Annotated in this window: 28 protein-coding genes and 2 riboswitches; of the genes, 10 read left to right on the top strand and 18 right to left on the bottom strand. The window is 40.5% G+C overall.

Features of this window, described 5'->3' with window-relative positions:
* Positions 1–160: 160 nt before the first annotated feature.
* Positions 161–583, top strand: a complete 423-nt coding sequence (locus SB775_RS05700) for a pyridoxamine 5'-phosphate oxidase family protein (protein WP_410860802.1) — start codon at positions 161–163, stop codon at positions 581–583.
* A gap of 7 nt (positions 584–590) precedes the next feature.
* Here SB775_RS05700 and SB775_RS05695 read toward each other — a convergent pair whose 3' ends face one another.
* The 9 genes from SB775_RS05695 to SB775_RS05655 form a co-directional block, all read right to left on the bottom strand.
* On the bottom strand, positions 591–815 hold the full coding sequence (locus tag SB775_RS05695) for a hypothetical protein (protein WP_410860801.1): 225 nt from the start codon (positions 813–815) through the stop codon (positions 591–593).
* 180 nt (positions 816–995) lie between these two features.
* Positions 996–2,042, bottom strand: a complete 1,047-nt coding sequence (locus tag SB775_RS05690; RefSeq protein ID WP_410860800.1) for a M42 family metallopeptidase — start codon at positions 2,040–2,042, stop codon at positions 996–998.
* Positions 2,043–2,132: 90 nt separating this feature from the next.
* Positions 2,133–2,270 carry a hypothetical protein gene (locus tag SB775_RS05685; RefSeq protein ID WP_155727262.1) on the bottom strand — a complete coding sequence of 46 codons (138 nt, stop codon included), beginning with the start codon at positions 2,268–2,270 and terminating at the stop codon, positions 2,133–2,135.
* 36 nt (positions 2,271–2,306) lie between these two features.
* The gene (locus tag SB775_RS05680) at positions 2,307–2,441 is read right to left on the bottom strand and encodes a hypothetical protein (protein ID WP_410860799.1); all 135 of its coding nucleotides are present in this window, start codon (positions 2,439–2,441) and stop codon (positions 2,307–2,309) included.
* A gap of 149 nt (positions 2,442–2,590) precedes the next feature.
* Positions 2,591–4,354: an oligopeptide ABC transporter substrate-binding protein gene (gene opp4A / locus SB775_RS05675; protein WP_410860797.1), complete on the bottom strand. Its 1,764-nt coding sequence runs from the start codon at positions 4,352–4,354 to the stop codon at positions 2,591–2,593.
* A gap of 17 nt (positions 4,355–4,371) precedes the next feature.
* Complete coding sequence (locus SB775_RS05670; RefSeq protein ID WP_061466008.1) at positions 4,372–5,271, bottom strand: ABC transporter permease; 900 nt, start codon at positions 5,269–5,271, stop codon at positions 4,372–4,374.
* Positions 5,272–5,293: 22 nt separating this feature from the next.
* Positions 5,294–6,259 (bottom strand): oligopeptide ABC transporter permease, encoded by a 966-nt coding sequence (gene opp4B / locus SB775_RS05665; protein ID WP_061462190.1) that lies wholly within the window; start codon positions 6,257–6,259, stop codon positions 5,294–5,296.
* A gap of 15 nt (positions 6,260–6,274) precedes the next feature.
* The gene (locus SB775_RS05660) at positions 6,275–7,201 is read right to left on the bottom strand and encodes an ABC transporter ATP-binding protein (RefSeq protein ID WP_061462189.1); all 927 of its coding nucleotides are present in this window, start codon (positions 7,199–7,201) and stop codon (positions 6,275–6,277) included.
* Positions 7,179–8,204, bottom strand: a complete 1,026-nt coding sequence (locus SB775_RS05655) for an ABC transporter ATP-binding protein (RefSeq protein ID WP_410860796.1) — start codon at positions 8,202–8,204, stop codon at positions 7,179–7,181. Before SB775_RS05655 ends, SB775_RS05660 begins: the two co-directional genes overlap by 23 nt.
* A gap of 493 nt (positions 8,205–8,697) precedes the next feature.
* On the opposite strand from SB775_RS05655, the gene SB775_RS05650 reads away from it, so the two are divergent.
* Positions 8,698–9,333 carry a Bax inhibitor-1/YccA family protein gene (locus SB775_RS05650; RefSeq protein ID WP_089364152.1) on the top strand — a complete coding sequence of 212 codons (636 nt, stop codon included), beginning with the start codon at positions 8,698–8,700 and terminating at the stop codon, positions 9,331–9,333.
* Positions 9,334–9,526: 193 nt separating this feature from the next.
* On the opposite strand, the gene SB775_RS05645 is transcribed toward SB775_RS05650, so the two are convergent.
* From SB775_RS05645 to SB775_RS05620, 6 genes are all read right to left on the bottom strand, one after another.
* Positions 9,527–10,069 (bottom strand): acyl-CoA thioesterase, encoded by a 543-nt coding sequence (locus SB775_RS05645; RefSeq protein WP_061462186.1) that lies wholly within the window; start codon positions 10,067–10,069, stop codon positions 9,527–9,529.
* 124 nt (positions 10,070–10,193) lie between these two features.
* The gene (locus SB775_RS05640; RefSeq protein ID WP_410860795.1) at positions 10,194–10,733 is read right to left on the bottom strand and encodes a M15 family metallopeptidase; all 540 of its coding nucleotides are present in this window, start codon (positions 10,731–10,733) and stop codon (positions 10,194–10,196) included.
* Positions 10,734–10,807: 74 nt separating this feature from the next.
* Positions 10,808–11,197, bottom strand: a complete 390-nt coding sequence (locus SB775_RS05635) for a hypothetical protein (RefSeq protein WP_410860794.1) — start codon at positions 11,195–11,197, stop codon at positions 10,808–10,810.
* Complete coding sequence (locus tag SB775_RS05630; protein ID WP_410860827.1) at positions 11,122–11,283, bottom strand: DinB family protein; 162 nt, start codon at positions 11,281–11,283, stop codon at positions 11,122–11,124. The genes SB775_RS05635 and SB775_RS05630 overlap by 76 nt, the downstream gene beginning before the upstream one ends.
* 381 nt (positions 11,284–11,664) lie before the next feature.
* A complete protein-coding gene (locus SB775_RS05625; RefSeq protein ID WP_410860793.1) occupies positions 11,665–11,973 on the bottom strand; it encodes an MFS transporter in 309 nt (102 codons plus the stop codon).
* Positions 11,974–12,099: 126 nt separating this feature from the next.
* Entirely contained in the window at positions 12,100–12,801 is a 702-nt protein-coding gene (locus SB775_RS05620) for a DUF459 domain-containing protein (protein ID WP_410860791.1), read from the bottom strand.
* Between the two features lie 223 nt (positions 12,802–13,024).
* Between SB775_RS05620 and SB775_RS05615 the strand changes: the two genes are divergently transcribed.
* Entirely contained in the window at positions 13,025–13,531 is a 507-nt protein-coding gene (locus tag SB775_RS05615) for a GNAT family N-acetyltransferase (protein WP_061462182.1), read from the top strand.
* A 70-nt stretch (positions 13,532–13,601) separates the two neighbouring features.
* Here SB775_RS05615 and SB775_RS05610 read toward each other — a convergent pair whose 3' ends face one another.
* Positions 13,602–13,796 carry an aspartyl-phosphate phosphatase Spo0E family protein gene (locus SB775_RS05610; protein ID WP_125160892.1) on the bottom strand — a complete coding sequence of 65 codons (195 nt, stop codon included), beginning with the start codon at positions 13,794–13,796 and terminating at the stop codon, positions 13,602–13,604.
* A 251-nt stretch (positions 13,797–14,047) separates the two neighbouring features.
* Positions 14,048–14,236 (bottom strand): Fur-regulated basic protein FbpA, encoded by a 189-nt coding sequence (locus tag SB775_RS05605; RefSeq protein ID WP_061462181.1) that lies wholly within the window; start codon positions 14,234–14,236, stop codon positions 14,048–14,050.
* 176 nt (positions 14,237–14,412) lie between these two features.
* Positions 14,413–14,517, bottom strand: a riboswitch (SAM riboswitch).
* 159 nt (positions 14,518–14,676) lie between these two features.
* Positions 14,677–14,781, top strand: a riboswitch (TPP riboswitch).
* A 94-nt stretch (positions 14,782–14,875) separates the two neighbouring features.
* Between SB775_RS05605 and tenA the strand changes: the two genes are divergently transcribed.
* Genes tenA through thiE form a run of 5 tightly spaced genes read left to right on the top strand, consistent with a single transcriptional unit; the run spans position 14,876 to position 18,301 of the window.
* Entirely contained in the window at positions 14,876–15,565 is a 690-nt protein-coding gene (tenA, locus tag SB775_RS05600) for a thiaminase II (protein WP_089364158.1), read from the top strand.
* Positions 15,566–15,579: 14 nt separating this feature from the next.
* The gene (gene thiW / locus SB775_RS05595; RefSeq protein WP_410860826.1) at positions 15,580–16,101 is read left to right on the top strand and encodes an energy coupling factor transporter S component ThiW; all 522 of its coding nucleotides are present in this window, start codon (positions 15,580–15,582) and stop codon (positions 16,099–16,101) included.
* Positions 16,070–16,876, top strand: a complete 807-nt coding sequence (thiD, locus tag SB775_RS05590; protein WP_410860790.1) for a bifunctional hydroxymethylpyrimidine kinase/phosphomethylpyrimidine kinase — start codon at positions 16,070–16,072, stop codon at positions 16,874–16,876. Before thiW ends, thiD begins: the two co-directional genes overlap by 32 nt.
* A complete protein-coding gene (gene thiM, locus SB775_RS05585) occupies positions 16,873–17,688 on the top strand; it encodes a hydroxyethylthiazole kinase (RefSeq protein WP_061462177.1) in 816 nt (271 codons plus the stop codon). The genes thiD and thiM overlap by 4 nt, the downstream gene beginning before the upstream one ends.
* Positions 17,669–18,301, top strand: a complete 633-nt coding sequence (gene thiE, locus SB775_RS05580; RefSeq protein WP_061462176.1) for a thiamine phosphate synthase — start codon at positions 17,669–17,671, stop codon at positions 18,299–18,301. Before thiM ends, thiE begins: the two co-directional genes overlap by 20 nt.
* A 35-nt stretch (positions 18,302–18,336) precedes the next feature.
* Here thiE and SB775_RS05575 read toward each other — a convergent pair whose 3' ends face one another.
* Complete coding sequence (locus SB775_RS05575; protein WP_089364160.1) at positions 18,337–19,542, bottom strand: MFS transporter; 1,206 nt, start codon at positions 19,540–19,542, stop codon at positions 18,337–18,339.
* A gap of 274 nt (positions 19,543–19,816) precedes the next feature.
* On the opposite strand from SB775_RS05575, the gene SB775_RS05570 reads away from it, so the two are divergent.
* Together SB775_RS05570 and SB775_RS05565 are read left to right on the top strand one after the other, a co-directional pair.
* Positions 19,817–21,304 carry an aldehyde dehydrogenase family protein gene (locus tag SB775_RS05570; protein ID WP_061462174.1) on the top strand — a complete coding sequence of 496 codons (1,488 nt, stop codon included), beginning with the start codon at positions 19,817–19,819 and terminating at the stop codon, positions 21,302–21,304.
* A 413-nt stretch (positions 21,305–21,717) separates the two neighbouring features.
* Positions 21,718–22,950, top strand: a complete 1,233-nt coding sequence (locus SB775_RS05565) for an aminopeptidase (RefSeq protein WP_061466007.1) — start codon at positions 21,718–21,720, stop codon at positions 22,948–22,950.
* Positions 22,951–22,968: the final 18 nt, after the last annotated feature.

Below are 22,968 nucleotides of genomic sequence, written 5' to 3'. Positions count from 1 at the left end.
GATTAAGAATCATTAAGTTGCTCTATACAGAACACATAATGACTAGTATGGCAACTTGTCTAAGTCTTCATTCATAAAAATGGCAAACAGCAGAATTTTGTTTAACTTAATGAAAAGAGAGGAAAAGTAATAGAGTAAAAAATAAAAGGAGTGTGCAAAGATGAGCCAAAACCAATTAAAAGAAAAAGTATTGAACATCATCGGTGATCATAAAATAGGAGTTTTATCATCTGTAGAAAATAACAAACCACATTCACGCTATATGACATTTTTTAATGAAGAATTAACTTTATACACGCCAACGAATGCAAATACGGAAAAAATTGATGAAATTGAAAAGAATCCAAATGTTCATATCCTGATTGGTTATGAAAATGAAGGATTAGGCGATTCTTACTTAGAAATCTCAGGTACCTCGAAAATTAACGATTCAAAGGAATTAAAAGATAAATTATGGAATGAGTCATTTGAAAATTGGTTTGACAGTCCAAACGATCCAAATTATTTAATCCTTCAAATTAAGCCTGAAAGCATCCGGTTGATGAACAACAATGGTCAACCTCCACAAGAGTTAACATTATAAAAAATTATTATTTGGCATTCACGAGTAAATGTGCGAAATTCACGAGTAAATGTGCGAAACTCACGAGTAAATGCGTGAAATTCACGAGTAAATGTGCGAAATTCACGATTAAATGCGTGAAATTCACGATTAAATGCGTGAAATTCACGAGTAAATGCGTGAAATTCACGAATAAATGCGCGAAATTCACGAGTAAATGTGCGAAATTCACGAGTAAATGCGCGAAATTCATGAGTAAATGCGTGAAATTCACGAGTAAATGGCGAAATTCACGAGTAAATGCGCGAAACTCACGAGTAAATGCGTGAAATTCACGAGTATATGACCGAAACTCACATAAAATAAAACTATCGCTATAAAAGCCAGTTTAAAACCCGCACTCATATGACTTGAGTGCGGGCTTTTTTCACGATTACACCAACTCTGATTGTATATAATGCAAAATCAGATTGGCTGTATGCTTTAATGAGGAGATATGTGTTCTCTCGAAGGCATGGGAAGCATCAATCCCCGGTCCGATTAGACCATGCACGACATCATACCCTGCCCGGATCGCAGCGGAAGCGTCCGATCCATAATACGGATAAATATCGACACGGTAGTCGACAGCATTCCCTTGGGCAAGTGTGACAAGATGCTGACGCAATTTATAATGATAAGGGCCTGAGGAGTCTTTAGCACAAATGGAAACGCTGTATTCATCCGTCGATTGTCCATCACCGATCGCACCCATATCGACGGCTAAATATTCGACTGTTTTCTCTGGGATATTGGAATTACCGCCATAGCCGATTTCTTCATTGTTGGAAATCAGGAAATGGGTCGTATATGCCAATTTTACCTTTCCTTCGGAAATGAGGTCAATGATATGAAGGAGGATGCCAACGCTAGCTTTATCATCCAAATGCCTTGATTTCAAAAAGCCTGCATCTGTCATTTCCACTCTCGGTTCAAAGGAGACAAAATCTCCAACTGAAATGCCAATGGCCTCCGTTTCCGCCTTGGTTTTCACGACTGCATCGATACGGACTTCAATTGTCTCATCATCACGCTTGGCATCCCCGGCATTTTTATATACATGGACAGAGGTCTGATTGATTAAAATGGTCCCGGTGATAATTGCCCCATCAGCCGTATGGATTTTACAATACTCCCCTTCCACTGAATTCCATCGGAAACCACCGATCATCGTCAATTTAAGGCGGCCATTTGACTTAATTTCCTTTACCATGGCCCCTAGTGTATCGACATGGGCAGTCAGCAAACGATGTTTGCCATCATCTTCTCCTTTTAATGAAGCAAGTAATGCTCCTTTATTCGTGATCTTGTAAGGGACCTGCCTCCGTTCCATGAATTCGGCCGCATATTTAATGACTTGCTCCGTATAGCCGGAGGGACTGGGTATTGATACTAACTCTTTTATGTAAGATACGATTTTCTTTTCTTCGATAATGCTCATAAATATCTCTCCTTTCCTTTTTTTTATTATATCTTTTCATGCCAACTTTTAACATATAAAGGACCGCCAAATGGCGGTCCTTATATCGATTTAACTCATGTGGGCCAGAATAGGCAAGATGGCCATGACTAATGTGGTAATTCCATATATCGCTAAATTCTCCATATTCACTCTTCTTTTCCATTTAGCGCGCCATACTTTATATCTGCTCATATCTTCGTTTCTCATGAAAAAACCTCCTCCATAATGAAAGTTCAACTTACTTCAACTTTCTTTGCTTGTCGGACATTTTCTTTCATAAATTCCAAGAAGGTCATTCTCATTCCGTCTAGGAAAGGCAACAATGTCTGCAATGATTTCCTGAGGTTTCAGTAAACGGCCAACCGATTCAATAAACAATATTTCTAACTCTCTCTTTGTTCATTAGGATATCTCACTAACATAAATACCACCCTTCCAATTACTTACTATATAACCTTAATCCACACCCTTGAAACGCAAAAAAATCGGCCGCCCATAAAGGCAGCCGATTGGATTCATACAATTTTTTATTTAGTGACACCGACATTGAACCATTTATATTGTCGCTCCGCTAGGTAATCATATCCCGTAACGCGTTCATTCACTCCCGCCAATTGATAACGGAATAATGTCGGAATGACTGGAACCTCTTCATGGATCAATTCTTGCCACTCATTATATGTGTCGATCCGATATTGATCATCGAAAGCTTCCTCTGAAATCCCTTTAGCAAGAAGCTCATCATTTTTATCATTCACCCAGCGGGTATAGTTAAATTCTGCAGATCTAGACCATAAGCCTGATGGATCCGGATCGGAAGCTACTCCCCATGCAGCTTGGTAAATATCAACTTTGTCATTATCCTTTTTCAAAAGGTCATAGAATGAATTGAACTCATGAAGCCTTCCATCCTGCAATTCAACGTCCAATCCCACTTGTCCCCATTGTTGGATATAATACCTTGCTAGAGGCTCAGAAACATCGGATCCACTCATGGAAGCAAAGTTGATCTTGAACTCTTTTCCATCCGCATCTTCACGAATGCCATCCTTATTCGTATCTACAAATCCTGCTTCATCCAAAAGTTTTTTCGCTTTTTCAGGATCATATTCATATGCTTTTACATCTTTATTATTATATTTAAAGTTCGGTGTAATGACCGAGTTGGCAGGGAAGCGAAGGCCCTTGAACATCTTTTCGCCAACTTCTTCATTATTAATGGCATAGGCCATTGCCTGACGAAGGCGCTTGTCTTTGAATTTTGGATTCTCATCCATAACATTTTCTTCTTTTTCCTTATCATAATAACCGAAATTGAAACCAATATAGGAATAAGCCAATTCAACTTTGCCCAATAATTCGACATTATCCAATTCCTTGGCCTGCTCATAATGCTCAGCCAGGACCTCAGCTACATCAAGGTCACCATTTTCAAGGGATTTAACGACAACAGACGGATTCACGACTTTCAATGTCACGCTGTCCAATTTAGGAGCACCGCGCCAGTAATCCTTATTCGCTTCGAATTCGACCGCTTCCCCTTGAACGATCTTCTTCACTTTAAATGGTCCAAAACCAATCGGGTTTTTACGGATTTTATCAGAAGATTCCAACTTTGCAATTGGTACATCTTTTAAGTATTCTTTATGAAGCGGATATGTCCATAAACCAGTCGTGACGGATGGATTCCCTTTCTTGAAAGTGAAAGTGATTTTCTTTCCGTCCACTTTAATGCCTGAAATGCTATCGGCTTTCCCTTCATGATACTCTTCCATCCCCTCAATTAAAGCCATCTGTTCATCATAGCGTACACCTTTGTAATCTTTGCTTCCCATGACGAGATACGCATATTCTAAATCGGCACCAGTCACCGGTTTCCCATCTTGCCAATTTACATTATCCTTAATCGTAAGTGTAACCGTTTTATGATCGTCTGAAATCTCATAGGAAGCGGCACCTTCATTCGTGAAAACATAGTTTTCGTCTGTATCCAACAAATCTTCATCAAAGAATGTGATAACTTGGTTATCGGGTTCGCCTTGATAGAAAACTTTGTTTAATATCCCTTCAAACGGGGTATTGGATACCAATCCATATGTCAAATGACCGCCTTCAATAGGCTCTCCTTGGTTAGTCGTCTTTGTCGGGAATTTAGAGGTATCAACCTGCTCGACATCTTTTCCTTTTTTCTCTTTCGTTGATGACTTCTCCGTATCATCCGAACATGCAGCAAGCAGTAGAGACGAAATGGCCAATGCACTTAATACCTTACTGTAGCTTTTGATTTTCATATCCTACACTCCCCTTTTTATCCTCTTCTTTGTCTTGCATCGGCGGCGCGTTTTAACGCTTGACCAACGAAATTTATACTCAGCATCAACACTAAAATCATGAGTGATGCGGGTACCCATATCCACCACTTGTTTTCCAGAACATCTGGATTTTGAGCATAACTGATAAGCGTCCCGAGACTCGGTGTGCTCTCCGGAAGACCGAATCCTAAGAAAGTCAAACTGGATTCTAGGCCAATATTGCCTGCAAGATTCAAAATGAAATTTACGATAATCAGTGAACTGACATTAGGCAGAAGCTGAAACAAGATGATTTTCCAATGTGGCGTCCCGAGTGTTTGTGAGGCGTGGATATAGTCCAGCTCACGCTCTGACAAAGCTTTTGAACGAATTAGCCGTGCCTTTCCTGTCCATAAAAACATCGTCATGATCAATATGAAAACATACACATTGAATACTGGTACAATCGTGACTACAACGATGATGAACATCAATTGAGGTAGGGCAATCACGAAATCTATAACACGCATGATCACATTATCGGTTGCGCCGCCAAAGTAACCAGCAAGAAGCCCTAATGATAAACCGATGATTGCCGTGAATAAGGTAATGAACAAACTGATGGTAAATGAGTTTCTCGTACCGATGATCAATTGTCCGAATACATCCCGGCCACCATAATCGGTACCGAGCCAATAGTCTGAAGATGGTTCCAGATAAATGGAGAGGAAATCGACCTTGGCAATTTCCTTGGCATCCATGAAGAAAGCCGCACCATAAACAAACAGCAAAATAGCTGCTAATATAATCAATGAGCCCATGGCAAGTTTATCCTTTTTAATTTCCTGCCAGATGATTTTGATTCCTGAAGGGCTTACATCTTTCACTTGTATGTTCTTTCCGGTTTCTACTTTCATTTCCATACGACTCACCCCGCCCCTATTCTATCCGTATGCGCGGATCGACCGCACTAAGTATGATGTCCGAAAGAAGGGTGCCAAGCAGAGTGGCAAATCCCGTCATCATGACGATGGCCGTCACTACACTGAAATCCCGCAGACTGACTGAGCTAAGGAAAAGCTGCCCAAGTCCCGGATAACTGAAAATGGTCTCGATTATGACCGCGCCGCCGATCAATCCAGTAATTTCATAACCTAAGAATGCTGCTATCGGTAAAAAGGAATTTCTAAGGATATGACGTGAATATACTTTTGATTCAGGCACTCCCTTTGAACGCGCAGTCCTGACGAAATCCTTGATTTTATTATCGATGATTTCATTTCGTAAATATTGGATCGTACTTGTAGTTGCAATTAATGCTGTACTTAAAGCTGGTAATATCAAATGATTGATCTTACTTACAACATAGGCGAATGTGCCTTCATCCACTTTTGAATCGACACTGCCGCCGGATGGGAACCAATCCAAGGCGAATCCGAAAATGAATAACATGATTAACGCAAAGATGAATATCGGTGTGCCAAACCCTGCATAACTATAACCCGTAACGGTTTTATCCACCCACGTATCGTTATACCTTCCGCTAAGTATGCCTAATGGAATCGCAAGCATATATGTAAAGATCAGAGTGACCAACGCCAGGAACACCGTGTTCCAAAGCCTGTCTTCGATAACATCCATAACGGGCGTTTTATGTGTATAGGAAATACCGAAATCCCCCTGTACAGCATTGGATGCCCACCTTAAATATTGTTGATACCAAGGATCATTCAGACCCAATTCTTCCCTGATCCTATCGAGCTCGGCTGGATTGGCCCTGGGGTTGATTTCCTGGCCTGATAAGGCATCTCCCGGCATGGCTTTGGCCATCATGAAAACGATGATGCTCAATAAAAAGAGCTGCGGGATCATACCTAATAAACGTCTGAGGATAAACTTCCACATATTCTTTCCACCTCCTTATTGTAATGCGACTCTATGTGTTGCCGAGATTGGCTTCAAATCGTAAGCACGTCCATTCTCATCGAAATATTTCGAGTAGGTTGACTCATATTCTGAAGTGAGTTTTTTTCTAAGCCGCACTTTATCCTCACGAACTTCTGGCTCTAAATCCGGAATGGCGGCAATCAGGCGTTTCGTATAAATATGTTGGGGATTTTCATAGATTTCCTCACTTTTACCTTCCTCTACCAATCTACCTCGGTACATAACACCCATCCGGTCACACATATGCCGGATTACGCCTAAATCATGCCCGACAAATAAATAAGTCAAATTGAACTCCTGTTGGAGATCCTGAAGGAAATTCAAAACTTGTGCCTGAACGGAAACATCCAGGGCTGATACCGGTTCATCAGCAATGATCAGCTTAGGCTTCAATGTCAATGATCTGGCTATTCCAATCCGCTGGCGCTGGCCCCCTGAAAATTCATGAGGATACTTGTGAATCGATTCAGGACTAAGCCCGACTTTGTCCAAGAAGTCCTGGACGATTTTCTTTTCCTCCGCTGGTGATAACCGTTCGAAGTTCCTCAGCGGTTCGGCAATGATGTCCAGCACCCTCTTCTTGGGATTCAATGATGAATACGGGTCTTGGAAAATCATTTGGATATCTTTTCTAAATGGTTTAATCTCTTTTCTACTTAATGATGCTAAATCCCTGCCTTCAAACAGGATTTGTCCGGATGTCACATCATTCAGCTTAACCACTGCCTTGCCTGTCGTGGACTTGCCGCTACCGGATTCTCCTACCAAACCATATGTCTCCCCTTGCTGCAGTTCAAAGGAAACACCGTCCACAGCCTTTACGTGATCGACCACCCTTCGGAAAAAACCGCCCCTTATTGGAAAATGCACTTTTAAATTATCTACTTTGAGTAATGTCATGTGTCGATGCATCTCCTTCAGCTTGAAAATAAAATTCCTTATAGCAGGTACATCGTACAAAATGATTGTTGCCCACATCGTGAAGTCGGGGCGCCTCTTCATGCGCATGTTTTGGTATCCAAGGGATTCTATCCTGGAAACGGCAACCTATCCTATCCATTTTCGCTATCGATGGGACGATTCCCTCAATAACGTGCAAACGGTTTTTCTCATTTGTAGCCGAAGGAATCGAATTTAATAACGACCTCGTATATGGATGCAGCGGATTATTGAATATCTCTTTAACAAATCCCGTTTCCACTACCTGTCCGGCATACATGACAACGATCCTGTCAGCGACCTCTGCAACGACGCTCAGATCATGTGTAATTAAGATGATCCCCATTTTTGTCCTGCTTTGGATATCTTTCAGCAAATCAAGTATTTGCGCTTGAATCGTAACATCCAGTGCCGTCGTGGGTTCATCGGCAATGACCAGTGCAGGGTTGCAAGCAATGGCAATCGAAATCATCGCCCTTTGCCGCATTCCACCCGAGAGCTCATGTGGATATTGCTTGTACGTCCGTTCAGGATAAGGAATTCCGACTTGTGTCAAAAGCTCTATTGTCCTGTTCTTTTTTTCATCCCTGGAAAGTTCAGTATGGTAATCAAGATTCTCCTCGATCTGTTTTCCAATGGTCATGAGCGGGTTCAAAGCCGTTAAAGGTTCCTGGAATATCATGCCCATTTCCTTACCACGGACTTTATTCATTTGCATATCATTCAACTTTAGTAGATTTTGGCCTTTATAATTTATGGTTCCTTCGGATTTCGTTCTCTGCTTATTATGTAATTGCATGATAGATAAGGCCAATGCACTCTTTCCACAACCTGATTCACCAACAACTGCAACAATTTCATTTTCATTCACCGTAAATGAAACATCATCCACCGCTGCATGATATTTGTTACGGATTCGAAATGAGGTAGTTAGGTTCTCTATTTGCAAAATAGCTTTCTTCATCCTTGATCCCCCTAAACTATTTTATCGAGAAAATAACTAATCTTCTGATAATTATTTAAAATTTTAATCAATTTTTTACATTTATACAATAGTTTTCATCCAAAATAATCACATTTTTTTCATATTTTATAACTACAGGAATATTTTTCTGCAATAAAAAATCATTTTCTTTATGACTGTTATACAGTAAAGTTATGAAGCCCGGTTATTTGTGCAGAACGATTATTTAAAAATTTATTATTCTTAAATAACTATCGATAAGTTTATATCTATTTATTGAACATATCGATTTACATACCTTAATATGATTTAGAATAAAAATATTTTAATATTTCAGAAAAGTTAGTTTAATTGTAAGGATATCATAAAATAGGTAATTATTTCATATATATTTCGATACTTTCGAAAAAACAACTAAATTTATTAAATGTAATGAAACCTTTTTAAAACAGATCCGTAGAAATCGGTAGCAAATAAATGATGAGGTGATTGAATGTATTCACAAACTGTACAAACATATATGCCTTCCGTGATGAGGACGTTCGCGTTATCTCTAGCAGTTTCCGTTTTAGGGATGGCTCTCGGCACTTTTATTCCGCCATCCTTGTTTCTTCCCTTAGCGATCCTCGAGATCGCCATGTTGATTGGAGCATTCATCATGCGGAGGAAAAAATCTATCGGGTACACATTCTTGTATAGTTTTACGTTAATTTCAGGAATAACCACCTATCCGATCATTGCACACTACTTAGCAGCTGCAGGGGCAAATGTGGTAATCTTAGCCGGTGTTACGACGACAGTTGTATTTGGAGGACTGGCGGTTTATGCGACAACCACCAAAAGGGATCTTTCTTTCTTGGGAGGCATGTTATTTGCAGCCTTGCTGGCTTTAGTGGTCATTAGCCTTTTCAACATTTTCTTTCCATTAAGCTCTACAGCCATGCTGGTCTTTTCATTTATTGGTATTTTAGTTTTCAGTGGTTATATTTTATATGATTTCAATCGAATGAAGCATTACGGGGTAACAGCCGAAGAAGTACCACTCATGGCCCTGAATCTATATCTTGATTTCATTAACCTTTTCATTAACATCTTACGTTTCTTTGGTATTTTAGCAAGTGATGACTAAAAGGATGGTATCCAATCCTACATGGTAACAGAAAAAGACGCTTGGCTGTCCAAGCGTCTTTTCACGTATGTGCCCCATTTGGGTAAAAAAGCATCTATCAGGTATTTTATATAAATCACTGTATAAAACCAATTCATGAGAGTTCCCCAAAAATTTTGAACCCCTGGCAATGAACTGCTGAAGGTACTGTATCTTATTTATATAATCCTGGATTTGATTGATCGGTCCATGGCAGTTTCACACCGAAGGTACTTGCAATGAACTGTGTATCTTCTCTTCTTTTTTTCCTTATTTGGGCCCGTTGTTTTGCCGATTCATTTAAATTCATTTCCATCTCTGTTTCGGGAACCAAACGCGGAACCGGAATTGGTTTACCTACTTCATTAATGGCAACAAAGGTCAAAAAGGAAATGACGCATAAATTCCGATCTCCTGTAACTAAATCCTCCGCAATCACCTTTACGATGATTTCCATTGATGTTCTGCCCGTATACGTCACGAAGCTTTCAAGGCAAACTGCATTTCCTTCGTGAATAGGGTGCAGGAAATCGACAGAATCAGTTGATGCCGTCACGACGTTGCTTCTCGCATGCCGCATGGCGGATATAGCCGCTACATCATCAATGTATGCCATTAATTTGCCTCCGAACATCGTACCAATATTATTTGTATCCGGCGGGAGGACAAGGCTTGTTTTTATGACCAAAGAATCCCGGCAATGTTTTATTTCTTCCATGGTGACTGCACTCCTTTTTGTCTGATTTCTCACTAGTCCACTTTATCGAATTCTTACCTGTAAAGCAATATACATGCTTATTTTCCTGCTATTAGTCAAAATTATTCGGCCTTAAAATAACCTTTCACTGCCCTTTTGGTTGCTTGCCTTGTTGCAGCTCACGCAGGCTCAAGCCAAATGTCATTTGTAAATGAGGATAATCCTTAAACCCTGCCCAATCCCCGCCCCAATCAAAACCTAACCCTTTAGCGATGGTTACGACTTCCATCCAATCCGACTTCCCATTATGATTGCCATCATAACCCATATCCCAAATGGCCTCGCCTTGTTTGTTAAGGAGGGCAAAATCTATCGCCAAACCGAAATTATGAAGCGACTCCCCTCCTTTTGCATTCGTTACGACTTTGCCCTTGGTTAATCGGCCTTTTTCATAGAGTTCATTTTGCTCGGCTACTGACCGGAACCCCGCTGTAATGATTACCGGGATGCCTTTGTCATTAGCCTGTTGAATGAGCTCATCTTTTTTTTCGGCGACGATCGGATTAAGCTCGTCAGTCAGTTTGATTTCATCTAGATCAGGCGGCAGCATATACTTGAACAAGAGCCCCAACAATAATCCGAAAAAGCCCAATACCAAACATGTCCTTACCCAAGTAGCTTTCACTGAAAAATCCTTCCTTTACGAATAACAGTCAGAAAGTGAAAAACTCAACCAAAGAAGGATGAGTTTTTCTTCTATTATAACTTTGATTTCAATTCTTCTATTTGCATTAAATGCCGTTTTTCATGAAGTCCCACGAAAGTAACCCATTGCTTCAAGCCTAATTCTTTAAACAAAGGGTGAGGAAAAGACTTTTGTTCGAGATCATTTCGTTTTGCATGATCAACGACTTGTATAAAGGCTTTGCGGGATTCGGACAACTTATCCTTAACCTTGCTCAAAGTTTGGAATGATTCTGACGGAATGACAAATGGCGGGGCCAGAACCTTCAATTCTCGATTTAAAGTAAGCTCGATTGGTTTATCCACAGCTGGAATGCTTTCATCGCTTTTCAATTTATCGGCAATATCCTTGTTATGGCCCTCTCCATTAAATATAAATGATCCAATATCTGAATGATGCTCCAACGTCCTTCTTCAGGATGGGCGTCCAGTTGTTCATCCGATAGTCCTTTGACCCCAATTAAAAGTTCTCCCCTGATATTTTCATTTATAGCATCTCCTCTTATGGCCTAGCTAATCTCCTTTAATTATTCCATTTTCTATATGAATGTGTAAAATAATAATGCTTTTTGACGAAACGAACCGATTTATAGTTGTCTCTTTTTCAAAAAGCTCTATGATAGTCATAAAGGTAAAATTTACCTAATACAAATAACTTCCGAAATTCCATATAGCTCCAAATAGCAATGACTTTGCGATGTTGTAAGCAATAATAAAGAACATAAAGAAAAATTATTACAGCTCACATACTATATATACAAAACTATAGGTAGTATGTGAGGAGACAATACCTATAGTGAAGGAACCTAATGCCACACCTAAATCATTGAATAAAAAAAACGTTGAAGTTGCTAACCCTTTTCGCTCAGTATTTACTGACTGAACAGAAGAGTTTGCATAGCAGGTTGAAGAACACCAAACTCTTCCCCTATGATTGCTCCCGCACTTAAAAATGCATTCATGGAATGTGCTTGACTCAAAATGATCATACCTATGATAAAAATTAATACGAATGGATAGACTATATGATTTGCTCCATTACGATCAAATAGTTTTCCAACAAATGGACGTGACAGTTTTATAAAGAGTGCGAAGATTACAAAGAAATAACTTGTAATAGATGTCATACCTAATGCCTCAGCATAAATAGGGATAAAAGTAAAATACGCCCGCATAAGCAAAAGTAAGAACAGCAGCCATTAAATCAATGGGAACAGTCTCAATCTCAAAAAAACCCGGATAAGGGACACTTTTTTATGTATGTCCGTTATCCGGGGTATAATTCAGCCTTCTGTGCATTTTTACTTTCATTTGAAATGATAACTTTCCAAAATCCGATTCGTAATGAGCTGATATCCCTTTTCATTGGGATGAATCTTATCACTGAAATACTCGGTTTTCTTTTTATTCTCAAAAAGATCATTTGTAGGAATGAATACCATCCTTTTATCCTTTTTCGATATTCCCATTATTGATTGGTTATAATCTTGGATGTGCTTTTCAAGTTTTTGATTATCTTTAATCGGATTATACAGTCCCACTACAAGTATATCCGCTTTATCGTTTGCCTTTATCAGTGTCGAAGTAATCTTATCAAGATGGTTGATATACTCCCGTTTACCCTCATCGATTTTTCGATCACTTATTTTCTTCAAGTCACCGCCGTTACTATTGATCAAGTCATTGGTTCCAATATAAACGATGAAAGTATCGGCTTTATCAAGTTTCGATTTAATGCGGTAATCATCAAGCTGATTCATGATCCCATCCGTTTCCTGACCTTTTATCCCGTAATTCCAAAAACTCACTTTTTGTTCCGATTCCGGATTATTCAATTCATCCTCCAGACCTTCTACATATCCCTCCCCGTCCTTATCCCCTTTTCCATAGGTTAACGAATCTCCAAAAGCCATTACCCTTTGCACATCTTTCGACTCCGAGGCCTGAAATTTATATGCAGCAAAACAAATAACTAGTACAATAATTAACAAACCTGCTACTTTTTTCATTGGTTTCTCCTTTTGTCTATTTACTATGAAGTATTTCATCATTTTAAATACCCAAAAATCTGTAGTTTTAACATACAAAAATGAATTGTCAGATAAATAGTAAAGAGTGTATGATAATATAAAACTTTCAATGGATTGGGCTTCATTCTCCGGCCTTTATGTAAGCGGGATGATACCCATTATTCTGGAGATTGAATATAAATGATAGATAGGAGTTTAAATGATGGCAGAGCACATAGAGTTTAGGGAGGCAGCACTTTCGGATTTACCCAGAATCGTTGAAATATATAATTCGACAATTGCTTCAAGAATGGTCACGGCAGATACGGAACCTGTATCCGTACAATCGAGGGTTAAATGGTTTGAGGAACATCATTCAGAAAGTCGACCGCTATATATCATTACTATAGAAGGGCAAACTGCAGGATGGATGAGCTTTCAATCTTTCTATGGCCGGCCAGCTTATGATTCTACGGCCGAAATCAGCATTTATATCGATGATTATTTCCGGGGAAAAGGAATCGGACAAATTTCGATTCAAAAGGCAATTGAAGTGAGCCCTAAATTAGGGGTGAAGACTTTATTAGGTTTCATTTTTGCCCACAATATACCTAGCCTGAAGCTTTTTTCAAAATTTGGGTTTGAAAAATGGGCAAATTTGCCTCGAGTTGCAGAGCTCGATGGCATTGAAAGAGATTTGATTATACTTGGGAAACGTGTCGATAATTAAAATATTCATTTAAAAGCTATTGCCTTGAGCAGTAGCCTTTTTCAGATTAAACGAGGCCGAAATGGAGAATTTAGAAATACCTATATACTTTCTTAAGGGAAAAATATTCAGAATCTCTTTTATTTGTTAAAGCATTCAACAGCGTATCCAATTCTTGGCTTGCTTGAACAGTTAGAAGACTTGTTAAACCATAAATTGCCGCCAATTTAATCATTTCTTGTCTCTTCTCTTCTACTTTTTCTACAGTTACCTTCTGGCAAAGCATCAAGCCACCTCCCATTTATTCAATTTTTTTACACCTTCATCATAATGAAACTTATAGTTAAAATCAACTATTTTTTTGAAATTAAATGTGTAATTTTACAGTTTAAATGTGACAAAAAGCCTATTTCATTTTCTAAATATGTATATATTGTGTCATCCCCTATATAAACATAAATAAAAAAAGCATCCACAAGTATAGACTGCGAATGCTTACATCATATTCCTTATCCCAAGATTATAGCCTATCGGATACTATGTCATCCATTCCGAAGGAGACTCATTATTTGGTCTATTTATTACAATCTTATATTCATTTTCAAGTACTTTTAACGGGGCATCATAAAGGTGCCTTTCATCAGAGGTTTTGTATACTCCATTGGCCAATAACTCTTCAATAAGCATTGCCTTCCTCTGTTCAATCCTCTTAAATAATTCTGCCATGTAAATGGCTCCTTTCCTAGTCATCATAGAGCCCGCTTCTAGTTGAGCTAAACTGTATTAACCGGTTTGATTTCACCAAATTATATATACCTTTTCTAGTATGCCACTAAACGTTATTCCGCAAAAATAAAAGCCTCTTCTAATTCAAGAAGAGGCTTACAGTGTCCGTACGGCTCTTCTTATCTTCCAAGCAAATGCTTGTTGGATTTAGCACAGTTCCCAAAATGGGTCTGCTGCCGAGGTTTCTTTGGGCCAAGTCCCTCCACCTCTCTGGATAAGAATTCAATATATAAATGATGTAGAAATGATTTTATCCCAATAAACATCAAAAGTCAATTACCTGGTTCTTCCTTTTCCACTTGCCATAAATGGGTTTCCCCTTTCAAATGTGGGTTGCATTTTCTTGTCTTTCTGATATGATGTCAGTAATTACATACAATTCACACCACTAGGGGAGTCTTTTTTTAGACTGAGATGGAATTAGTTCCGGACCCTTTGAACCTGAACCGGCTCATACCGGCGGAGGGAAGTGGATGATATCGTCCATTTGCAGACTTTATCCATCTACCCCGTTCCGTATTCAGGAGCGGTTTTTTTTATGGATGTAAATAGGGGATCTATTCTAAAGGAGGATGAACAATGGAGAATACTAAATTAGAAACCTTCAGTGAAAGACTTCATGGACGGGCAAAAGAAATTTGGAAAAGGAACCATTCACATCCCTTTGTCCAGGCAATTGGAAACGGCACGCTACCTGAAAAGAAGTTTTCTTATTATTTGAAGCAGGACTATATCTATCTCATGGAATATTCCAAGCTTTTTGCTCTAGGTGTCATCAAAGCTCATAATATCGAAACCATGGCAAGATTTTCCAGTATTTTAAACGAAACTCTTCAAGTGGAAATGGATATCCATCGGCAATATGCTTCGGAATTCGGAATCAGTACCAAGGAATTGGAAGAAACAGAACCTACGCCTACCACTTTAGCCTATACGGGTTACATGCTAAATGCAGCTCAGCATGGGACTTTGGCAGACCTCATCGCTTGTCTCCTACCATGTGCTTGGGATTATTACGAAATCGGTTTGATATTAAAAAAACAAAATGGTGAAGCATTGGAAAACAACCGCTACGCAGATTGGATAAGGTCCTATTCATCTCCTGAATTCGGTGAGGCACACAAGTGGCTGATTGCTTTATTGGAAGAATTAACAAGAGGCATGCCTGAAAAGGAACTTCTGAGATTAGAAAAGCACTTTTTGGTGACTTCCCGATATGAATATTTATTCTGGGATATGGTTCAAAATGAACAGGATTGGCCACTGTAGGTATTGACATGATGATGAATCCAATCAAGAAAATGACGTTGACTGCCATGATCACGGGTATAACGACTCTGACCAGTTCAATTATTTTCATCCCTGTCGGATTTGCTAAAATCTTCCCGATACAGCATCTGGCAAATGTCCTGACAGCCGTTTTATTGGGACCTGCCTATTCGGTAACACAAGCTTTATTAGTTTCCATCATTAGAAACATGTCTGGTACCGGTTCAATTTTCGCCTTTCCTGGCAGCATGATAGGTGCACTATTGGCTGCCGTCCTTTATCGAAAAACACAAAGCTTGAAATTCGCCTGTCTAGGGGAAGTGATTGGGACCGGCATTCTCGGATCCCTGGCCTGTTATCCACTTGCACTCCTCCTATTGGGGGAAAAAGCTGCTCTTTTTGGTTTTTTACCAGCTTTTATGCTTAGTTCATTCGCAGGTGCGCTTTTAGCTTTCATATTACTTAACATACTTCTAAAAAATAATTATATGAAGGGGATTTTTTATGAAAACAGCATTAACCATCGCAGGCTCTGATTCAGGGGGCGGTGCTGGAATACAAGCAGATTTAAAAACATTTTCTGCACATGGTGTCTTTGGAATGTCTGCCATTACAGCCGTTACTGCACAAAACACAATGGAAGTGCGTTCAGTTCAGGCCATCGAAACAGCTATCATCTCGGATCAAATTGCTGCCATCTTTGAGGATATTCATGTCGATGCAGTAAAAATAGGAATGCTTGGATCAAAAGAAATAGTGAAAACAGTCGCTGCGTCCATTAAAACCTACTTACCTTCCATCGTTATCCTTGACCCAGTCATGATTTCAAAAAGCGGCCACCATTTGCTAGACGAAAAAGCTGTCACTGCCTTAAAAATGGAATTGCTTCCGCTTGCAACACTTGTAACCCCGAATGTACCAGAAGCGGAAGTCCTTACTGGCTTGTCGATTCGAACGAAACAAGATTTTTACAGGGCATGCATATCCATACATGAACTAGGTTCTAAAGCCGTTTTACTTAAAGGGGGCCATGCAGCAGGAAATCCAAACGATCTTTTTTATGATGGAACTGACTTCCAATGGATCAAGGGAGAACGCATTCATACACAAAACACACATGGTACAGGCTGTACCCTATCATCCGCCATTACATCCAACCTGGCAAATGGACTGCCATTGAAAGAGTCGATTGAACAGGCCAAAACCTATATTTCCGAAGCGATACGTAATAGCTTTTCAATCGGTAGGGGGCATGGACCTGTCCATCATTTTCATTCATTTTCAAAAAAAGAACGGAGTGACTTAATATGAATGTTGCTGCAGCCGATTTATTCGTGAAAGTACGAGAAAGAAAACCTCTCGTTCACCAAATCACCAACTTTGTTACGGTCAACGACTGTGCCAATGTCACCCTTGCCATCGGTGGCTCACCTGTAATGACATCGAGCCCCAGTGAAGTGGCGGATATGGTCAAATTAGCGAATGCATTGGTCCTGAATTTCGGTACGATTGATGATAAAGCCTTAGAAGCAATGGAGATTGCCGGCAAGACGGCAAATGCCCTGAATATCCCAGTCATTTTGGACCCGGTGGGAGTGGGTGCCACCTCCTATCGGACAGAGAAAGTCACAGAGCTCCTAAGTAAGGTTACTTTCCAAATCATTCGCGGAAATGCGAGTGAGATCCTTCGATTGATGGGGGGGGATATCGTTACACGCGGAGTGGATTCAGGGGAACTAGCGATTAGCAATGCAGAGCTGGCTGCACAAGCAGCAAATAAATTGAATAGTATCATCGTGGTCAGCGGGGCTAAGGATGCGGTCAGCGACGGAAAACATACGTCAATTATCGACAACGGGAATCTCCTTTTAACTAATGTTACTGGTACCGGATGCATGGCCACTGCTCTTATCGGCACCTTTTCCGGAGTCACGGACGATTTCTATTCTGCGGCAATTGCTGGTATCTCGACCATGAGCATTTCAGGGGACCTGGCAGCTGCAAAACTTCAAGAAGATGAAGGGACAGGAACGTTTCGAGTGCGATTAATGGATGCAATATCAAGAATGGATAAGGAAATTTGGATGCATGAGGTGAAAATAAATGAAGAAGTCCCAAATTGATTTAAGTCTATATTTAGTTACGGAAGAGTCGATAGCAATAGAAGAATTGACCAAAATCATTGCAGAATCGGTTTCAGGAGGAGTTTCGATCGTACAACTTAGAGAGAAAAACAATTCCTCTCTCTCCTTTTATAAAAAGGCTTCTGCATTAAAACAGTTATTGAGCGAGCTGTCCATTCCCCTTATCATTAATGACCGGGTAGATATAGCACTCGCTGTTGAAGCGGACGGAATTCATATTGGGCAAGATGATCTTCCACTGCCTGTCATCAAACAAATGGTTCCTGACGATATGATTGTCGGTGTTTCAGTCTCCACACTTGAAGAAGCTCTCGAAGCCGAACAAAATGGAGCAGACTATATCGGAGTCGGTTCCGTTTTCCCGACGAAGACCAAACAAGATGCAACGCTAATGGCCATTGAAGATTTGGAGGAAATTTGCCGCAGCGTATCGATTCCTGCCGTAGCAATCGGGGGTATCACAGCCGATAACATTTCCTCACTTTCAGATAGCGGGCTATCCGGTACCGCAGTCGTTTCAGCCATCATGAATGCAGATAGTCCAAAGATTGCCTCCGAACTCCTTTTAAAAATAATAAAAGACTTTAAGTAAAGAAAAGAGGGGACTGATTGGTCCCCTTCCTTCGTTTATGTCAAAACGGTATTCTTTGTTTCCTTCCCAAAAGCCACAGCAGCGGCTCCCACTAGAATAGCAATTGTAAATATGGTGAAAATCGTTGAAATCGGGGTACCGGCAGCAACTAAATACCCTACAAGCAATGGCCCCAGGACACCGCCAATCCTGCCAATACCAGCAGCTAGCCCTGTACCGGTTCCACGAACTGCAGTTGGATACTGCTCAGGTGTATACGCATAAAGCGCACCCCATGCCCCTAAGTTGAAGAAAGATAGGAACATTCCAGAAACTATCAGCAGTGCCAACCCCTCTGCCGATCCAAAGAAAAAGGCACTGATGGCTGTTCCAATTAAGTATGTGATCAAAACGAATTTACGACCCATCTTCTCTATCAGCCATGCAGCTGAAAAATAGCCCGGAAGCTGTGCAAGCGTCATGATCAAAACATATTCAAAGCTTTGAATCATACTGAATCCTTTTAAGACCATCACACTTGGCAGCCATAAAAACATCCCATAATAAGAAAAGACCACGCAAAACCAAAGAATCCACAAAACAAGGGTCTGGCGAGAATATTCCTTTTTCCAGACACTTTTCATGTTGCTTATTACTGTTGGTCTCTGCTTCTTTTCAAGTTCCGTAAATTTCGGTGAATCTGGTAGCTTCAAGCGCAGATACAGTGCATATAAAGCGGGAACTGCACTTAATATCAACGCAACCCTCCAACCATAAGCCGGAATGATGAAATAGGAGATGAGTGCTGCCAATATCCAGCCAACCGCCCAAAAACTTTCAAGGAGGACGACAACCCTTCCCCTTTTACTAGCATCAACACTTTCAGAAACCAATGTCGATGCAACCGGAAGTTCGCCTCCAAGTCCCATTCCAATCAAAAATCGCAATATCAAGAACAAGCTGAGTGTACCGACTGCTGCAGACAGGCCACTTGCGATTGAAAACAATAATAATGTAATGATAAAGACATTCTTGCGTCCGACCCTGTCAGCCATCGCACCAAAGAAAACAGCTCCGACAGCCATCCCTATAGAGTTTATGCTCCCTATCCAGCCAACCTGTTCACTGGTTAAGTTCCATTCCTGTTTCAAAGCAACTATAATGAAAGAAAGCATACCGACATCAAGTGCATCGAACATCCACCCAAGACCCGCAACACCTAATAATTTACGCTGCGATATCGTTTTAACATCATTTCCCATATATTCCTCCTGAAGAACTTTAGACCTTCTAGTTATTTTATCCCTATTCATTTTAACTATTAACTTTAATTTCCGCTATAGTATTTACACATGTCATGACAAAAAACTTCATCGTTAATAAAAGAAGAATGACTCTTGATTGGGGTATTATGTCGAATGATAAAGATTGAATATTCCCTTTTTTTCATTTATTATAAAAATTGGCATAGATCATAGCGTTATCAAATAAGTCATCATGTTTTGCCCAAGATATTCATTATTCAGGAGGGTACTAATGACAAATCTAACGTTAGAAGTAAGTGGAAAGCTGCAAAAATTTTTAACAGGACCAAAAAAGCTTTATATTAATGGTCAGTTTGTAGAAAGTGCTTCAAAAAAAACCTTCTCCACTCCTAATCCTGCTACAGGACAAAAACTTGCCGAAGTATATGAAGCAGATAAAGAAGATATCGACTTAGCCGTCAAAGCTGCACGCAAAGCATTCGATGAAGGTCCTTGGTCAAGGATGAGCGCCGCTACCCGCAGCAGGCTTATGTATAAGCTGGCAGATTTAATGGAAGAAAACAAAACTGAACTTGCTCAATTGGAAACGCTGGATAATGGGAAACCAATCAGTGAAACTACCAATGCTGACATTCCTTTAGCTATAGAACATATGAGATATTTTGCTGGCTGGTCCACCAAGATTGTTGGACAAACCATTCCGGTAAGCGGAAATTACTTTAACTACACAAAACACGAGGCTGTTGGTGTTGTGGGACAAATCATCCCATGGAACTTTCCGCTTCTTATGGCGATGTGGAAACTTGGAGCGGCACTTGCTACAGGCTGTACGGTCATATTAAAGCCTGCTGAACAAACACCGCTTTCCGCACTTTATTTGGCTGAATTGTTCGCTGAAGCCGGTTTCCCTGATGGGGTGGTCAATATCGTTCCCGGCTTTGGTGAAACCGCGGGACAAGCACTTGTCGACCATCCGCAAGTAAATAAAATTGCATTTACCGGGTCGACTGAAGTTGGAAAATTGATCATGCGTTCCGCTTCATATTCATTGAAACGGGTCACATTGGAACTTGGTGGGAAATCCCCAAACATCATCCTACCCGATGCGGATTTCTCAAAAGCCATACCTGGAGCTTTGAATGGGGTCATGTTTAACCAAGGGCAGGTATGCTGTGCCGGATCCAGGGTTTATATTCAAAAGAAACATTATGACAACGTTGTTGCCGATATGGCCAGCCATGCAAAAAATATCAAACAAGGGGCAGGTTTAGATCCAAGCACACAAATTGGACCGCTTGTTTCCCAGGAGCAGCAAAATCGGGTAATGGGCTATATTGAAAAAGGGAAAAACGAGGGCGCGGAAGTTCTTGTCGGCGGTAACAAACCGGGTGAACAAGGCTACTTTGTTTCTCCTACCATATTCGCTGGTGTTGAAGAGGAAATGACGATCGCTAAAGAAGAGATTTTCGGGCCGGTCATTGCCGCAATGCCATACGAGGATTTAGACGATGTCATTAACCGCGCAAATGCCAGTGAATATGGATTGGCTGCTGGCTTATGGACAAGCGATTTAGCCAATGCCCATTATGTTGCAGGAAAACTCCGTGCTGGTACAGTGTGGGTGAACTGTTATAACGCTTTCGACGCGGCTTCCCCGTTCGGCGGTTACAAACAATCAGGAATCGGACGTGAAATGGGATCTTATGCACTTGATAACTATTCGGAAGTGAAAAGCGTCTGGATCAATTTGGGTAAGTGATTTTTTGAATATTAGAAAGGGGGTCTCAAAGAGACCCCCTTTCTTTCAGTCCGTGATGAACTGAGAAACAACAAAATATTGCGACTGCTCAAACCTTTCCGATAGTCTTTCCTTCTTTAGTTTTGGTAGGTTGCAACATGGACAAAAAGAATGTTGAAGGCACCTTTACTGCTGGAGCTAGCGCGGGTGTACGTGTTCAAACCCCGGTGATGGTGTTGAGGCGGCCATTAATCACCTAAGTGAAATTAATTGGGAATGTTATGTGGACCATGATTTACTGAAAAGTTGTTTTTGATCTTATAATCTTTCATTGAACTATAAAGTTTTTCCATACAACGATGTAAAAAGTTTCTTTTTTATCTGACAATAAGTACAATTATAGATGTAGAAAATGGAAAAGGAGTTTTTAAATGATGAGTGATTTTCAGACGAATTTAGAAAAATATGCAGAGCTGGCCGTTAAGGTCGGCGTTAATATCCAAAAAGATCAAACCCTGGTTGTAAACACTACATTAGAGGGAGCTGACCTTGTGCGTCTCATCGTAAAAAAAGCATATGAGAACGGCGCGCGGAATGTCATCGTTAATTGGAATGATGATATCGTTGCACGTACCAAATATGAACTGGCTCCGGATGAGGTGTTCCACGAGTATCCAAAGTGGCGGGCAGAAGAAACGATCGAACTTGCGGAAAACGGAGCTGCGTATCTGTCCGTCATCTCCTCAAGCCCTGACTTATTGAAAAGTGTACAACCTGAAAGGATTGCCAACTTCCAAAAAGCATCCGGGACTGCTCTGAAGAAGTGGCGTCAGTATATGCAATCGGATAAAGTAAGCTGGTCCATAGTCGCCGTCCCTTCAAAGGCTTGGGCTGATAAAGTATTTCCTGAAGAAGCAGAAGGAAAACGCGTTGATATGCTATGGGAAGCCATTTTCAAGGCAGTTCGTGTTGATGTGAAGGATCCTGTAGAGGCTTGGAAAAAACACGATGATACCCTGCATGAAAAGGTTGATTATTTAAATGATAAGCATTACCAAAAATTGCATTACACGGCTCCTGGAACCGACCTGACAATCGAGTTGCCTGACAAACACCTCTGGGTCGGAGCAGGAAGCGTTAACGTACAGGGTCATGAATTCATGGCTAACATGCCAACCGAAGAAGTGTTTACGGTTCCATTGAAAACAGGTGTTAACGGTACGGTTTCCAGTACGAAACCCCTTAGTTATGGCGGCAACATCATTAATAATTTTTCCGTAACCTTTAAGGAAGGACGGATCATTGAAGTAAAAGCTGAAGAAGGGGAAGAAATCCTAAAACAATTGGTTGAAACGGATGAAGGTTCACACTATCTTGGGGAAGTGGCACTCGTTCCATTCAACTCACCGATTTCCCAATCGAATGTTTTATTCTTCAATACATTATTCGATGAAAACGCGTCAAACCATCTCGCTATCGGCAGCTCCTATGCTTTCTGTATTGAAGGCGGAAAAAATATGAGTCCAGAAGAGCTTGCAGAAAATGGGCTGAATGAAAGCCTTGCACATGTCGATTTCATGATTGGATCCGTGAAAATGAACATCGACGGCATCAAACAGGATGGCACTTCAGAACCTGTCTTCCGTAATGGGGATTGGGCGTTTTAATTAAAGCGTTGATATAGA

This window comes from Peribacillus sp. SIMBA_075, assembly GCF_046534585.1.
Note: the sequence above shows the minus strand (reverse complement) of the source record. Positions and strands in the feature narration are given on the sequence as shown.